Annotated in this window: 12 protein-coding genes; 8 read left to right on the top strand and 4 right to left on the bottom strand. The window is 65.8% G+C overall.

What is annotated here, in order from left to right:
• Nucleotides 1-81: 81 nt before the first annotated feature.
• Together E3T29_RS03455 and E3T29_RS03450 are read left to right on the top strand one after the other, a co-directional pair.
• Entirely contained in the window at nucleotides 82-1,758 is a 1,677-nt protein-coding gene (locus E3T29_RS03455) for an ATP-binding protein (RefSeq protein WP_134344063.1), read from the top strand.
• The gene (locus E3T29_RS03450) at nucleotides 1,751-2,437 is read left to right on the top strand and encodes a response regulator (RefSeq protein WP_166789792.1); all 687 of its coding nucleotides are present in this window, start codon (nucleotides 1,751-1,753) and stop codon (nucleotides 2,435-2,437) included. Before E3T29_RS03455 ends, E3T29_RS03450 begins: the two co-directional genes overlap by 8 nt.
• 14 nt (nucleotides 2,438-2,451) lie before the next feature.
• Here E3T29_RS03450 and sepH read toward each other — a convergent pair whose 3' ends face one another.
• Nucleotides 2,452-3,585 carry a septation protein SepH gene (gene sepH / locus E3T29_RS03445; protein ID WP_134344061.1) on the bottom strand — a complete coding sequence of 378 codons (1,134 nt, stop codon included), beginning with the start codon at nucleotides 3,583-3,585 and terminating at the stop codon, nucleotides 2,452-2,454.
• 200 nt (nucleotides 3,586-3,785) lie between these two features.
• Here sepH and E3T29_RS03440 point away from each other — a divergent pair, with 200 nt between their 5' ends.
• Nucleotides 3,786-4,079 (top strand): DUF4193 domain-containing protein, encoded by a 294-nt coding sequence (locus tag E3T29_RS03440; RefSeq protein WP_092112645.1) that lies wholly within the window; start codon nucleotides 3,786-3,788, stop codon nucleotides 4,077-4,079.
• 9 nt (nucleotides 4,080-4,088) lie between these two features.
• Here the strand turns inward: E3T29_RS03440 and E3T29_RS03435 are convergent, their stop codons facing one another.
• Nucleotides 4,089-4,541 (bottom strand): DUF3093 domain-containing protein, encoded by a 453-nt coding sequence (locus tag E3T29_RS03435; protein WP_092340004.1) that lies wholly within the window; start codon nucleotides 4,539-4,541, stop codon nucleotides 4,089-4,091.
• A gap of 38 nt (nucleotides 4,542-4,579) precedes the next feature.
• Here E3T29_RS03435 and dut point away from each other — a divergent pair, with 38 nt between their 5' ends.
• The 5 genes from dut (at nucleotide 4,580) to dxs (ending at nucleotide 11,676) form a co-directional block, all read left to right on the top strand.
• Nucleotides 4,580-5,077, top strand: coding sequence for a dUTP diphosphatase (gene dut / locus E3T29_RS03430; protein WP_134344060.1), 498 nt, complete (start codon nucleotides 4,580-4,582; stop codon nucleotides 5,075-5,077).
• 35 nt (nucleotides 5,078-5,112) lie between these two features.
• On the top strand, nucleotides 5,113-5,703 hold the full coding sequence (locus E3T29_RS03425; protein WP_134344409.1) for a DUF3710 domain-containing protein: 591 nt from the start codon (nucleotides 5,113-5,115) through the stop codon (nucleotides 5,701-5,703).
• 18 nt (nucleotides 5,704-5,721) lie between these two features.
• The gene (locus E3T29_RS03420; RefSeq protein WP_134344059.1) at nucleotides 5,722-6,540 is read left to right on the top strand and encodes a DUF3159 domain-containing protein; all 819 of its coding nucleotides are present in this window, start codon (nucleotides 5,722-5,724) and stop codon (nucleotides 6,538-6,540) included.
• A 209-nt stretch (nucleotides 6,541-6,749) separates the two neighbouring features.
• Complete coding sequence (locus E3T29_RS03415) at nucleotides 6,750-9,596, top strand: aconitate hydratase (protein WP_134344058.1); 2,847 nt, start codon at nucleotides 6,750-6,752, stop codon at nucleotides 9,594-9,596.
• Nucleotides 9,597-9,726: 130 nt separating this feature from the next.
• Nucleotides 9,727-11,676 (top strand): 1-deoxy-D-xylulose-5-phosphate synthase, encoded by a 1,950-nt coding sequence (gene dxs, locus E3T29_RS03410; protein ID WP_134344057.1) that lies wholly within the window; start codon nucleotides 9,727-9,729, stop codon nucleotides 11,674-11,676.
• 138 nt (nucleotides 11,677-11,814) lie between these two features.
• Here dxs and E3T29_RS03405 read toward each other — a convergent pair whose 3' ends face one another.
• Together E3T29_RS03405 and E3T29_RS03400 are read right to left on the bottom strand one after the other, a co-directional pair.
• Nucleotides 11,815-13,980: a 3-hydroxyacyl-CoA dehydrogenase NAD-binding domain-containing protein gene (locus tag E3T29_RS03405; protein ID WP_134344056.1), complete on the bottom strand. Its 2,166-nt coding sequence runs from the start codon at nucleotides 13,978-13,980 to the stop codon at nucleotides 11,815-11,817.
• On the bottom strand, nucleotides 13,977-15,182 hold the full coding sequence (locus E3T29_RS03400; RefSeq protein ID WP_104090423.1) for a thiolase family protein: 1,206 nt from the start codon (nucleotides 15,180-15,182) through the stop codon (nucleotides 13,977-13,979). The genes E3T29_RS03405 and E3T29_RS03400 overlap by 4 nt, the downstream gene beginning before the upstream one ends.
• Nucleotides 15,183-15,242 lie beyond the last annotated feature (60 nt).

The raw sequence follows: 15,242 nt of genomic DNA, 5'->3' as shown, positions 1-15,242 counted from the left end.
TTGTGGCCTTAGTGAACGTTGTGTAGCTTGCGGTTGCAAACAGTGATTTCGGTTTGCCCCTTGCATGGGGCACTATTTCATATGGCCAAAGACGATCGAGAGCAGCTGACCCGGCGCGGGTCGGGCATCCGTTCGAGCCGTCTCAGCCTCACCCGCCAGCTCTTGCTGTTTCAACTCAGCCTGATCGGGCTCGTTCTGGTCGCTGTCACGGCCATCTCACTCGAACAGACCCGCAGCAGCTTCGAGAGCGGTGCTCAACGTCGCATGCTCACGGTTGCCGAATACGCGGCGGCCAATCCGCTCGTACGCAGCCTGCTCTCCAGTAAGGCGGTGCCCCAGCAGTTTTCGGTGCCGGTCGAGTCCCTCCGTACCACCACGGGGGTAGACCAGCTGCTCGTAACGGATGTTGACGGCCGCGTGATCGCCTCACCCGCCGATCCGCGGCTGCTCACCACCGACCTGGCTATCGACCCGACGCCCGACGAGTCGGACGCCGCGTGGGCCGGCATCGCGCCGATCGGCACCAATGATTACGTGGTCGCGCAGGTGCCGGTGCTGTCCAAAACCGGGGCGGTCGTGGGGTCCGTGGTCGCCGCCCGCCAGTTCCCAGCCCTAGCCGATCTGCTCGCGAGCGCGGTGCCGAACCTGCTGACCTATGTCGGGGTGGCGGGGGTGCTCGGCGTGACGGGGTCGCTGCTGCTGGCCGCGCGGGTGAAACGGCAGACGCTCGGGCTCGAGCCGGAGCAGATCGGCCGGCTGGTGGAGCACCGGGATGCCATGATCCACGGCATCCGGGAGGGAATGATCGCCGTCGACACCGACGGGCTCATCACACTCGCCAACGACAGCGCCCGCACCCTGCTCGGTCTGCCGGCTGATGCAGAAGGCCGGGCGATCGACACGGTGGGCCTCGACGACGAGGCGGTGCGGGCGCTGCGCCCGCAGGAGGTCGGTGAGATCGATACGGTGTTCGTGAACCGCGGGGTGCTGCTCGTGCTCAACCAGACGCTTATCCACCCGCCTCGGTCGCGGCCGGAGGTTGTGACGACCCTGCGTGACCGCACCGAGCTGGTCACGCTGCAGCACGACCTGGGCAGCAGCCGACAGGCCACCGACACCCTGCGCGCGCAGACCCACGAGTTCGCCAACCGGCTGCACACCATTTCGATGCTCATGCAGCTCGGCGACACCGAAGCGGCGGTGGAATACGTTGACGCCGTCACCCGTGACCGCACCGAGCTCGACAATTCGGTGTTGACGCGCCTGCAGGAGCCGGCGGTAGCCGCGCTCGTAATCGCCAAGACGTCCCTGGCCCGTGAACGCGGCGCGACGCTTGTCTTATCGCCCGAATCGAACCTCGGCCGGGTCGACGCCGAGCTCTCCGCCGACCTCGTTACCGTGATCGGAAACCTGATCGACAACGCCCTGGATGCCGTCACTGGGGCCAGGGAACGTGGGGTCCGGCTCGATGTGCGGGCGAGCCCTGGTGCAGCGGCTGCCGTGCTGGTGACGGTGAGTGACTCAGGGCCGGGGATCGACGCCGCACTCGTCGACCGGGTGTTCGAGGTGGGAGTCACGAGCAAATCGGCACTCGCCGGGGGAGACGCCCATGGTTACGGACTCGCTATCGTGCGCCTCGTCGCGACGCGTCGCGGGGGCACGGTGGGCTATCGGGCCGATCAGGGCACCGTGTTCGAGGCCGTGCTGCCGTTCGGCACGGCCGAATTGGTCGAGAACGAGGAACAGACCCGTGTGTGATGTGCTCGTCGTCGACGACGATTTCATGGTGGCGCGCGCCCACGAACGCATTGTGGCCCAGCAGAGTGGTTTCACCGTGGTCGGTGTTGCGGCGACCGGGTCGGACGCGCTGGTCCAGATCGCCGCCAAAGCCCCGCACCTCGTGCTCCTCGACATGTACCTGCCCGATATGACCGGGCTCGACGTGATCCGCCGGGCCCGCGAAGCCGGGCACGGCGTGGACTTTCTCGTGCTCAGCGCCGCCCGGGAGGCCGAAATGGTCACCGCGGCGCTGCAGGGCGGCATCGTGAGCTACCTGCTCAAACCATTCAAGATCACCGAGCTGCAAGCTCGGCTGGCCGGATACGCCGAGCGGCGCCGACTGCTCGGTGGCACCGGTGATTTGAGCCAGAGCGATCTCGACCAGGCGCTCGGGCGCGCATCCGCTCTTTCGATCGACCAGGCGGTCTCCGCGCTGCCGAAAGGCCTGAGCAAGGAGACGGCAGCGCTGACCGCTGCCGCCCTGTCGGCCAGCGACCCCGACTTGGCCGCTTCGGAGTGCGCCGAACTGCTCGGCCTGTCGCGCGTAGTCGCTCGCAAATATCTGGAGTATTTCGTGGCGACAGGGCAGGCTGTGGTCAGCCTGCGTTACGGCCAGACCGGCCGGCCGCAGCGTCGCTACGCCTGGCTGGCCGGCTGAACGCCGGCTACAGCTCAGCTGAGGTCGTCGTCGGTGCGGGCACCGAACACGATCTCGTCCCAGCTCGGCATCGAGGCTCGGCCGCGCTTGGGCGTGGTGCGACCGTGGTTGGTGCGTTCCTGGGCCCTGGCGGCCTGGTTGGCCCAGGCGTTGCCGGTTGGCTCCGGTGTGGTGGCCGGAGCAGCACTGGACTCATCGGTGACCGCGGCATCCGTGAGTGCAGCGTCGACCGGCGTCGCCCGACGCGGGCGCAACGGCTGTGCTGGGGCGGGCACCGAAACGGATGCCGTCACCCCGCTCGACGCCGCCTCGCGTTCGCCGCGGCGGCGACGCAGAGACTCCAGCAGGTCGGCGGTTTCGCTCATGTTCGAGTCCGGCTCTGCAGCGCGCTTGATCGCAGCTTTCGACACCGCGTCGTCCCGGCTCAGTGAGCGGGAGTACGGCACTGCCTCCAGGTTGGGGCTGGTGTCGTTCAGAATCTCGTCGGCGAGGGATTCCTTGAAGTTGAAGGCGTTGCTGTCGAACCGGGACACGTCGGCGGCGCTCGTCTCGGAGCCGACGGCGCGCAGGCGCGGAATCAAGGAGCCCTTGAGTTCGCCCTGCTGCGACAGTGCGACGGCCTCGCTGCCGACCGGAGACAGGGAGTTCTTCTTCGGTTCGAAACCCCAGCGGGCGTCGTGGTCGATCTCGTCGGCGGTGAACGACAACTTGACGATCCACCCGCCGCCGGGCTCCTTCCAACTCGCCCAGCGCTCACCGGTGGCACCGAGGGAGGCGAGGCGTTCCCGAATAACCGAACCGAAGTTGACGTTCTCGTCGATCGGGTCCGGATCGATGGCGGTGTGCACCGGAACACTCAGCGCCGAGGAGACGATGTACTCCCGTTCGGCCACGACCGGGCCTTCGAAACGCCGCACGTACTCGAGCGATGCGCCAGTGACCGCGGCCACATCCTCGGCGGACATGCCGGAGCGAATGTGCGCCTGGACTTCCCGCGGTGACAGTTTTGGAGCGTTGACACGTTCCGTCTGGGTTTGGCGAAGCCGGGACTGGAGAACCTCGTCGATGGCGATGCGATACCGGTCGCCATCTTCGGACGCTGCGAGCAGCGCACCGTTCTCAACCCCAATAACCTTCAATTCCTGCATGAAGACAAGCCCTCTCGCGATTACCGTTGGCTGCAAGACTGCCACGGGTTGATGCCTTTTTGCGGGAATACGCCGGGCGTGCCGCAAGTTGTTTCTTCGTGTCCGAATAAAAACATTGGCGGACGGTTTGCTATTCCGTCTGGATTGTTGGAAACTGTGCCCGCCGATTTCGTTTATCGGCGTAACTGAAATGGATGGGCATGGCAACCGATTACGACGCACCCCGAAAGACTGAAGACGACTCTGAGTCGATCGAGGCCCTCAAGGAACGTGTGCCAGACAAAATGTCCGGCAGCGTTGATGTCGATGACTCCGACAACCCCGGTGGGTTCGACCTTCCGGGCGCCGACCTGTCCGACCTGGACCTTGATGTCGTCGTTCTGCCCGCGCAGGCCGACGAGTTCACCTGCGTGAATTGCTTCCTCGTGAAGCACCGCTCGCAGATGGGACACGAGACCAAGCTCGGCACCGTCTGTCTGGAGTGCGACTCCTAAAGCCCAGCTTTACCCCACGTTGGCCGTTCGCGATTCATTGATCGCGGCGGCCAACTCTATTGGGTGGCGGCTGGAGATGACCCAGTACGGGGCCGGATCGGTCGCATCCACGATGGGCACGCGTACGACCGGCTTGATCCAGCCGCGAATGAGCAGCCAGGCCCTGGCATCCAGCCGAGGACCCCGCTCCTGCGTGGCTTCGGCCCCGTCGAAGACCGTCGCTTGGCCGAGCAACGTGGTCGAAATTGTGGCGGGGCCGGCGATCAACTCGCCGTTCTGCACGCGAACGACCGGTGACGCCAGCACGAGCAGCAGCACGCAGCCGCCGTACAATACGGCGGCCGTAACAATTCCGGCGAACAGGGAGATCGGCACGAGCACGAGAATGCTCGCTGGTATCACCAGAGCGGTGACGATGAAGGCCCAGGCGTTGGGCCACAGTTTTTCACGGTAATCAGGCATGGCTCTATTCGATCAGATAACTGCACTACCCTCGACACGTGGCAGAAAGCGTCGAAGTCCTGATCCAGGCATCCATCCTCCCGAACTACGCACACCCCGGTGATGCCGGGGCAGACCTGCACGCGGCCGAGGCTCTCGAGCTCGCCCCGGGAAGCCGTGCACTTGTCGCTACCGGCGTGTCGATCGCCCTTCCCGATGGTTTTGCGGCGTTCGTCGTTCCCCGCAGCGGTCTGGCCGTCAAGCACGGCATCACCATCGTGAACGCTCCCGGAACAGTGGATGCCGGCTACCGCGGCGAAATCAAGGTGGCCCTGCTCAACACCGACCTGAACGAGTCGTTCACCATCGCGGTGGGCGATCGCATCGCGCAACTCATCGTCATGCCGGTCGCCCGAGCCACCTTCATCGCCGTCGACAAGCTTCCCGGCAGCCAGCGTGGTGAGGGCGGTTTCGGATCGACCGGCGTTCTGCCGCGCACTCAAGACAATGCACCAATGCCGGGCGCAGCCGCCCCGCAGACAGGAGATAACCGGTGAGTGACCTCACGAACTCGGGGGAGATCCCCGAATCCATGCCGAAATCGGCACCCGAAGACCGCGAGACCGAGGGCCCGCTCGACGAGTCGGAAGCCAACCCGGTACGTCCATACGTCGACCTCGGCGGTATCAAGATTCTTCCTCGCGAAGGACTGCACCTGCGCCTCGAAATTGAAGAGGGCAGCAAGCGGGTCGTGGCCATCGGACTCGACTTCGCCGGTTCCACCCTGCAGGTTCAGCCGTTCGCCGCGCCGCGCTCGAGCGGCCTATGGCACGAGATCCGCGACCAGATCGCCGACCAGATCGGCAAGCAGGGCGGCAGCACGACTCCGCGCGAAGGCCCGTTCGGCCCCGAACTCGTCGCCGAAATCCCGGTCGCGGCCGGCCAGGAAGCCGGTGGCGTCACCCGCCTCGCCCGCTTCATCGGCGTCGACGGCCCGCGCTGGTTTCTTCGCGGCGTGATCGCCGGTGAGGGCGCCATCGATCCCGATGCCGCGTTGCAGATCGAAGACCTGTTCCGCAGCATCGTCGTGGTGCGCGGTTCGATCCCGATGCCGCCGCGCGACCTGATTCCACTGCGCATGCCGGCCACCCCCGCTGGCACAACCGAAACCGCCGCAGTCTGACCGGCGTCTTGCCACGCCATGAGTGACACCGCCAAAGACCAGCCCGATCAGCCGGAGCTGCCAACCGTGCCGGGTGAAGCAGGCTCGCCAGACAGCGCCGTCCCGCCGTCCACCTCCGCGCTGTTCGCCGAGTCGATGGCTGGAGCGGCCCGCCGCGCCGGCTTCGGTGCGGCGACGGAGGGCGAGCCGATCAGCGGCCAGGCCCTGCTGAAGGCGATGGGCGGCATCCGCGGCTTGATCGAAGCAGTGCTGCCCGGCCTGGTTTTTCTGTTCACCTATTCGATCACCATCGACCCGTCGACCGATGTGACGAGCGATCCGATCGGCACGCTGTTGCCGTCGCTGATTGCACCCCTCGTGATCGGCGTCATCTTCGTCGCGCTGCGCGCGATCACCAAGCAGACCACGACCCCGGCTCTCGGCGGCCTGGTCGGAACCATTATCAGCGTTGCGCTCGCACTGTTCTCCGGCAAACCGTCCGACTTCTTTCTGGTCGGCCTGTGGACCAACGCCGGTTACGGCGCCGCCCTGCTCATCTCGGTGCTCGTGCGCTGGCCACTCATCGGCGTGGCCGTCGGGTTCTTGATGGGAGACGGCGTCGCCTGGCGCCTCGACGCGTCCAAGCGCCGGGTCCTGACCATCTTGACCCTGTGCTGGACCGGCCTTTTTCTCGGCCGCCTCGCCGTTCAGCTGCCGCTCTACCTGGCCGACAACGTCGAACTGCTCGCCTCGATGAAGCTGCTCATGGGTATCCCGCTCTACGCGCCGCTACTCGTCGTCTCCTGGCTCATGGTGCGATCGGTTTATCGCAAAGCGGATGCCGCTGACGCGGTCTGAATGACGACGGAGAGACCCCCGCGCCCTGCTAGAGTTATCTTGACGTCAAGATAGTTGTTCGGTGAGAAGTCGCCAGCGCAACTCGATGGAAAAAGGCAGCCCCTGGCATCCGCTGGTTAGGCTTGCCTTGCTGGCACGAGGCTGTGCCTGCCACAAGAATTGAGGACTGCCGCCGGTATCCCGTCGGCTCCCACAACGGAGAGGGCATTGTGTCGGAATCAACAAAGACCGCGGTTAATAGCTTCGGAGCCAAAGACACCCTGCGCGTCGGTTCGACGGACTATGAGGTCTTTCGTCTGGACGCGGTCGACGGCTACGAAAAGCTGCCATACAGCCTGAAGGTGCTGCTGGAGAACCTCCTCCGCACCGAAGACGGCGCCAACATCACCGCCGAGCACATTCGTGCCCTCGGCGCGTGGGTACCCACCGCGGAGCCCGACACTGAGATCCAGTACACGCCGGCTCGCGTCGTCATGCAGGACTTCACCGGCGTTCCCTGCATCGTCGACCTCGCCACCATGCGTGAGGCACTCGTCGAACTCGGCGGCGACGCCAAGAAGATCAACCCGCTCGCCCCGACCGAAATGGTCATCGACCACTCCGTCGTCGCCGATCTGTTCGGAACGTCGGACTCGTTCGAGCGCAACGTCGAGATCGAATACGAGCGCAACGGTGAGCGCTACCAGTTCCTCCGCTGGGGCCAGACCGCGTTCGACGACTTCAAGGTCGTTCCCCCGGGAACCGGCATCGTGCACCAGGTCAACATCGAATACCTCGCCCGCGTCACCATGACCCGCGAGGTGGGTGGCGTCCTGCAGGCCTACCCCGACACCTGCGTCGGCACCGACTCGCACACCACCATGGTCAACGGCCTCGGAGTGCTCGGCTGGGGCGTCGGCGGAATCGAAGCAGAAGCAGCAATGCTCGGCCAGTCGGTCTCCATGCTCATCCCCAAGGTTGTCGGCTTCAAGCTTTCGGGCATCATCCCGGCCGGCGTCACCGCAACGGATGTCGTGCTCACAATCACGCAGATGCTCCGGGGGCACGGAGTAGTCGGCAAGTTCGTAGAATTCTACGGATCGGGTGTGGCATCCGTTCCGCTCGCGAACCGCGCCACCATCGGCAACATGAGCCCCGAGTTCGGCTCGACGGCCGCCATGTTCCCGATCGACGATGTCACCCTCGGCTACCTGCGCCTCACCGGTCGCAGCGAGGAGCAGGTCGCGCTGGTCGAGGCCTACTCGAAGCTGCAGGGCCTCTGGCACAACCCCGACCAGGAGCCGATCTTCAGCGAGTACCTCGAGCTCGACCTCTCCACGGTCGTCCCCTCGATCGCCGGACCGAAGCGCCCGCAGGACCGCATCATCCTCTCCGAGGCCAAGACCCAGTTCGAACGCGACCTGGACAACTACGCCAACGCGCCCGTCTCCCTCGTGGACGCGGCAATAGAGGGTACTTTCCCGGCCTCCGACCCGATCGGCCTCACCCCCCAGGACGAACACACCGCGCACAACCACGCGTTCGAAAGCGGCCTGGCCCGTCACACCAGCCACCCGACGCAGTCGCACCCGCAGCCCACCGACGTCACCCTCGCCGACGGCCGTGAGTTCACGATCGACAACGGCTCGGTTGCCATCGCCGCCATCACCTCCTGCACCAACACGTCGAACCCGAGCGTCATGCTCGCGGCCGGCCTGCTGGCCCGCAACGCGAGCCTCAAGGGCCTCAAGAGCAAGCCGTGGGTCAAGACCACGCTCGCTCCCGGCTCCAAGGTCGTCACCGAGTACTACGCGAAGGCCGGCCTCAACGGCTACCTCGAAGACCTCGGCTTCTATCTGGTCGGCTACGGCTGCACCACCTGCATCGGCAACTCGGGCCCGCTCGAAGACGAAATCTCTTCTGCCGTGCAGGAGAATGACCTCGCCGTTACCGCCGTGCTCTCCGGTAACCGCAACTTCGAGGGACGCATCAACCCCGACGTGAAGATGAACTATCTGGCCAGCCCGCCGCTCGTGATCGCCTACGCCCTCGCCGGCACGATGAACTTCGACTTCGACGCCGACTCGCTCGGCACAGACCATGAGGGCAACGATGTGTTCCTCAAGGACATCTGGCCCGACGCCGACGAGGTGCAGAAGACCATCGACGAGTCCATCGACTCGAACATGTTCGAGACCCAGTACGCCGGCGTCTTCGACGGCGACGAGCGCTGGCAGTCGCTCGAGACTCCCGTCGGCGATACCTTCGCCTGGGACGCCGAGTCCACCTACGTCCGCAAGCCCCCGTACTTTGACGGCATGAGCCTGGAAACCAGCCCGGTTGTCGACATCTCTGGTGCCCGCGTGCTCGCCAAGCTCGGCGACTCCGTCACCACTGACCACATCAGCCCCGCTGGTTCGATCAAGGCAGACGGCCCCGCCGGTCGCTATCTGGCCGAGCACGGCATCGAGCGTGGCGACTACAACTCCTACGGCTCGCGTCGGGGCAACCACGAGGTCATGATTCGCGGAACGTTCGCGAACATCCGTCTGCGCAATCAGCTCCTCGACAACGTCGAGGGTGGTTTCACCCGTGACTTCAGCGTCGCCGGAGGCCCGAAGGCCGACATCTACGATGCCAGCCAGAACTACCAGGCCGCCGGTACCCCCCTCGTCATCTTCGGTGGCAAGGAGTACGGTTCGGGCTCCAGCCGTGACTGGGCAGCCAAGGGCACGAGCCTTCTCGGTGTCAAGGCCGTCATCGTGGAGAGCTTCGAGCGCATCCACCGCTCGAACCTCATCGGTATGGGCGTTGTGCCCCTGCAGTTCCCGGTGGGGCAGAGCGCCGACTCGCTCGGCCTCGATGGTACCGAGATCGTTTCTATCTCGGGCATCACCGAGCTGAACAACGGCACGACCCCGAAGACCGTCCACGTGACCTGCGCTCCGAGTGAATTCTCGGCCGCCGGCAAGGCAGCGGTCGAATTCGACGCCATCGTGCGCATCGATACCCCGGGCGAAGCCGAGTATTACCGCAACGGCGGCATCCTGCAGTACGTTCTGCGCTCGCTCGTCTAGACCGGCACGCGCACTGCTGGTGGGCGCTCCACCAGTACGACAGCGGCGCGTAGACTCGATTCATTCGAGTCTGCGCGCTGGTTTGGTTTGATGAGCAGTCGTGGGAACGTACGACGTGAAAGGACGACGGATGACTCTTCTGGAGACGATTCATGGTCCCCGGGACCTCGATGGTCTCTCGAAAGAGCAATTGCCGCAGCTGGCCGCGGAGATTCGCGCCTTTCTGGTGCGCGAGGTCTCCAAGACGGGTGGCCACCTCGGGCCGAACCTCGGCGTGGTGGAACTGACCATCGCCATCCACCGGGTCTTTCACTCGCCGACCGACGCGATCGTCTTCGACACGGGGCACCAGTCCTACGTGCACAAGCTGCTCACCGGGCGGCAGGACTTCAGCAAGCTGCGGCAGTTGGGCGGCCTGGCCGGCTACCCGCAGCGCTCCGAGTCCGAACACGACATCGTCGAGAGTTCCCACGCCTCCAGCTCGCTGTCCTGGGCAGACGGAATCTCCCGGGCCTTCGAGATAACCGGCCAGAACGACCGCCACGTCGTCGCCGTCGTCGGCGACGGAGCACTGACCGGGGGAATGACCTGGGAAGCGCTCAACAACATCAGCGATGACAACACCCGCAAGCTCATCATCGTGGTCAACGACAACGGGCGCTCCTACGCGCCGACCATCGGCGGCATGGCCCGCTTCCTCAACACCATCCGCACTCGCGCCAGTTACCGGGATGCGTACCTCACCAGCAAGGACGTATTCGATCGCCTCGGTGCGCCCGGGCGGGCCGTCTGGCGCGGCGTACGCGGCGGCATGCACGGGTTCCTCGCCCGCGTCACAAACAACGAGGCCCTGTACTCCAACCTTGACATCAAATACATCGGCCCCATCGATGGCCACGACGTGCACGCGATGGAAGAGGCTCTGGCCCAGGCCAGGGGCTACGGAGCGCCGGTCATCGTGCACGCCATCACCCAAAAGGGCAAGGGCTACGACCCAGCCGTGCAGGACGTGGCCGACCAGTTTCATGCCGTCGGACAGATCGACCCGGAGACCGGGGAATCGGTCGAAGAACCCGGCGCCCAGTCGTACACGTCGGTCTTTGCCGACGAACTGCTGAAGCTCGCTATCGAGAACGATCGAATCGTCGCGATCACCGCCGCCATGCTGCGGCCCACCGGGCTGCACAAGATGGCCGAGCGCTTCCCGTCCCGTGTGCACGACGTGGGAATCGCCGAGCAGCACGCGGTGACCAGTGCGGCCGGGCTTGCCTTCGGTGGCCTGCATCCCGTCGTGGCACTGTACGCAACGTTCATCAACCGGGCCTTCGACCAGGTGCTCATGGACGTGGCCCTGCACAAAGCCGGCGTCACCTTCGTGCTGGACCGCTCCGGCGTTACCGGGCCGGACGGTCCCAGCCACCACGGTATGTGGGACCTCGCCATTTTGCAGGTCGTACCCAATATCCGCCTGGCCGCGCCGCGCGATTCCGCGCGACTGCGTGAAGAACTGGCTGAGGCCGTCGCGGTCGACGACGGACCAACGGTAGTGCGCAACCCCAAGGGCACGGTCGGCCACGAATACGATGCCATTCGCCGTCTCGACGACGGCGTTGACGTGCTCCAGGAGGCGACCCAGCAGGATGTCCTCATCGTGACGGTCGGTCCGATGGCGGCTATGGGGCTCGACGTGGCCGACCGGCTGGCAGCGCAGGGGATCGGCGCAACGGTCGTCGACCCACGCTGGGTCGTTCCCGTGCCGCAGAGCATCATCACCCTCGCCGCCGCTCACCGCATCGTCGTCACGATCGAAGATGGCATTCGGGTCGGCGGGATCGGCACGCGAATTCGTCAGGATCTGCGCGAGGCCGGCGTCGACACAGCGGTGACCGAACTCGGCCTGCCCGACCAGTTCCTCGATCACGGTACCCGGGCCGAGATTCTCGAGCGGGTCGGCCTCACCCCGCAACGCATCGCTCGCGATGTCGTTGCCATGGTGCTCGGCAGCAAGATTCCAAACGCCCGACCGCTGCCGGCCGATCACACCGACACCGGTGCCATCCAGGTAACCCGGCGCGACTAACTCCCGCCCGGCACGCGCGTCCCGAATACGGACGGGGCCCAGGCCCCGTCCACGGGCCCAGCTTATAAACTGGGCCCGTGGCCATAGGGTGGGCCCGGTCGTGCAGACCGGGCCCTGTTCTCGTTAGTGCAGTGCTCGCTAGTTCTGAGCGGATGCCGCCCCGACCGCAGCACCGATCCCGCGGATCGGCGGGGTGTGGAACGTTCCGCCGAAGACCCGCTCGCTCGCGCCGACCCGGTCGAGGTACGGGGTGATCCCGCCCATCTGGAACGGCCAGCCGGCACCGAGGATCATGCACAGGTCGATGTCCTCGGCCGCGTGCACCACGTCGTCGTCCAGCATCCGCTTGATCTCGTCGCCCAGGCCATCTTCGACCCGCTGCAGAATCTGCTCGGCCGTCATCGGAGTGCTTCCGCCGGCGACGATCTTCAGCGCGCCCTTGTCGAAGCCCGTGCGGCGGCCCTTGCCATCGCGCTCGAGGATCTTGCCGTGTTCGGCGAGCTTGTGCAGGTTGTCACTCTCGAAGAACCGGTCGGGGAACGCCGCATGGTGCGTGTCGAGCACGTGAGCGCCCACGGTGAGGCCGACCAGCTCGAGCAGCTCGAACGGGGTCATCGGCAGCCCGAACGGCGCCACAGCGGCCTCAACGACCTCGAACGGGGTTCCGGTGTCGACGGCGTGCATCGCTTCACCGAGCAGCTTGGCCAGCACCCGGTTCACCACGAAGCCGGGGGTGTCCCTGGTGATCACCGCGTTCTTGCGCAGCTTGCTGGCGATCACCATCGCGGTCGCGAGGGTGACCTCGTCGGTCTGCGGGGTATTGACCACTTCGATGAGCGGCATGACCGCCACCGGGTTGAAGAAGTGGAACCCGACCAGGCGCTCCGGGTGGGCCAGCTTCGACCCGATCTGTTCGACCGAGAGCGACGAGGTGTTCGTGGCCAGAATGGCCTCGGGCGAGATGTACTTCTCGATCTCGGCGAACACCGACTGCTTCACGTCGAGCTCTTCGAAGACGGCCTCGATCACCCAGTCGGCGTCGGAGAACAACGACTTGTCGGTGGTACCCGTGACGAGCGCGCGAAGCCGGTTGGCTTCATCCGCTGAGATGCGGCTCTTGGTCTCGAGGGCCGCGATCTCGCCGTGGATGTACGCCACACCCTTGTCGACGCGTGCCTGGTCGAGGTCGGTGATGACCACTGGCACCCGGAGGCGACGCACGAAGAGCAGCGCGAACTGGCTGGCCATGAGGCCCGCGCCAATCACGCCGACCTTGGTGATCGGGCGGGCCAGTTTCTTGTCCGGCGCTCCGGCGGGGCGCTTGGCGCGCTTCTGCACGAGGTTGAAGGCGTAGATACTGGCCTGCAGCTGGTCTCCGGCGATGAGACCGGCCAGGGCCACGTCCTCACGCTCGAAGCCCTCGGCGCGCGTGCCGCTCTTGGCCGCCTGCAGCAGGTCGAGTGCCACGTACGGCGACTTCGCGACCTCGCCAATGCGGTTCACCAGCATCTTGCGGGCGATGCCGACGGCGACGTCCCACTTCACCAGGCGTTCGATCTTGCCGGGCACATTCGGGCGGGCCACCTTCGTCGTGCCAGCGATGACGCCGTCGGCCCAATCGATGGAGTCTTCGAGGAACCGCGCCGACGTGAACATGACATCAGCGATTCCGAGGGCGAGGGCATCCGCTCCGGTGAGGGTGCGGTTGTTCTTGAGCGGGTTCTCGATGATGACCTTGAGGGCGTTCTCGATGCCGATCAGGTTGGGCAGCAGGTAGGATCCGCCCCAGCCGGGGATCAGACCGAGAAACACCTCGGGCAGCGCGATCGCCGGCACGGCCGCGTCGACGGTGCGGTAGCCGGCATTCAGGCCGATTTCGAGGCCGCCGCCGAGCGCGAGCCCGTTGATGAACACGAACGAGGGTACGCCGAGAGTGTCGAGCTTGCCCAGGGCGTGGTGACCGAGCTGGCTGAGCAGCTTGCCAGCTTCGAGCGAGGGAATCTCGGCCACCTTGCTGAGGTCGGCGCCGGCGGCCAGGATGAACGGCTTGCCGGTGACGGCGACACCGTGGATCTCGCCGCGCCCGGCACGGGCTGTCAGCTCGTCCATGGTGGCGGCGAATTCGAGCAGGGTGACCGGGCCGAGCGTGTTTGGCCGGGTGTGGTCGCGCCCGTTGTCGAGGGTGACCAGGGCCAAGGTGCGGCCGCCACCGAGCGGCACGTCGCGCACGAAGGAATGCGTGACGACCTCGTCGGCCGAGATCGCGACGAGCGAGGAGAAATCGAGGGAACTGTAGTGGGTCATCGCTTGGCTGCCTTCTTGTTGAAGTGCGGGTTTTCCCAAATCACGGTGCCGCCCTGGCCGAGGCCGATGCACATGGCGGTCAGACCGTAGCGCACCTCGGGGTGCGACTCGAACTGGTGGGCGAGCTGGTTCATCAGGCGAACGCCCGAGGAGGCGAGCGGATGCCCCAGCGCGATCGCCCCGCCATACTCGTTCACGCGGGGATCTTCGTCGTCAATGCCGAAGTGGTCGAGAAAGGAGATGACCTGCACGGCAAAGGCTTCGTTGAGCTCGAACAGGCCGATGTCGGTGATCGACAGGCCCGCCTTGCGCAGCGCCTTCTCGGTGGAGGGCACCGGCCCGAGGCCCATGACCTCCGGTTCAACGCCGGCGAAGGCGAAGCTTTTCATGGTCATCTTCACGCCGAGGCCAAGTTCCTTGGCCGTGGCGCCGCTGGCCAGCAGGCAAGCGGATGCGCCGTCATTCAGGCCGGAGGCGTTGCCGGCCGTAACGCGGCCGTGCGAACGGAACGGCGTGCGCAGACCGGCGAGGCCCTCGAGTGTGGTCTCCGGGCGCGGTGCCTCGTCCCGGGTCGCGAGGCCCCAGCCGGATTCGCTGCGCGTGGCAACGGGAATCAGGTCCGGCTGAATGTTTCCGGCCTCGTAAGCCGCGGCGACCTTCTGCTGGCTGCGCAGTGCGAACCGGTCGGAGCGTTCCTTGGTGTACGACGGGAACCGGTCGTGAATGCGTTCGGCGGTCGCGCCCATGTTGAGGGCGTCCTCGCTGACCAGCCGCTCGGAGAGGAACCGCGGGTTCGGGTCGGCCCCGAACCCCATCGGGTGGCGGCCCATGTGCTCGACGCCGCCGGCGATGGCGAGGTCGTAGGCGCCGAAACCGATCGATGATCCCATCATGGTGACGGCGGTCATCGCCCCGGCGCACATCCGGTCGATGGCGAAACCGGGAACCGATTTCGGCAGTCCGGCCAGCAGCGCGGCCGTGCGCCCCAGGGTCAGTCCCTGGTCGCCGGTCTGGGTCGTGGCCGCGATCGCGACGTCGTCGATTCGTTCCGGCGGGACGCCGGGGTTACGTTCCATCAGCCCGATAATCGCCTTGACCACGAGGTCATCGGCTCGGGTGTTCCAATACATGCCCTTTTCGCCGGCGCGTCCGAACGGGGTTCGAACTCCGTCCACAAAAACGACTTCTGCTCTCTCGGCCACAATGCCTCCCGTAGATGATTCACGCAGACGCGGCCGCTTGGCATCGCATCTGCAAGGTCT

Origin of the sequence: Cryobacterium sp. TMT1-66-1 (assembly GCF_004403435.1) — a bacterium.
Lineage (GTDB): Bacteria > Actinomycetota > Actinomycetes > Actinomycetales > Microbacteriaceae > Cryobacterium > Cryobacterium flavum.
This window is presented reverse-complemented; position numbering and strand designations above follow the sequence as displayed.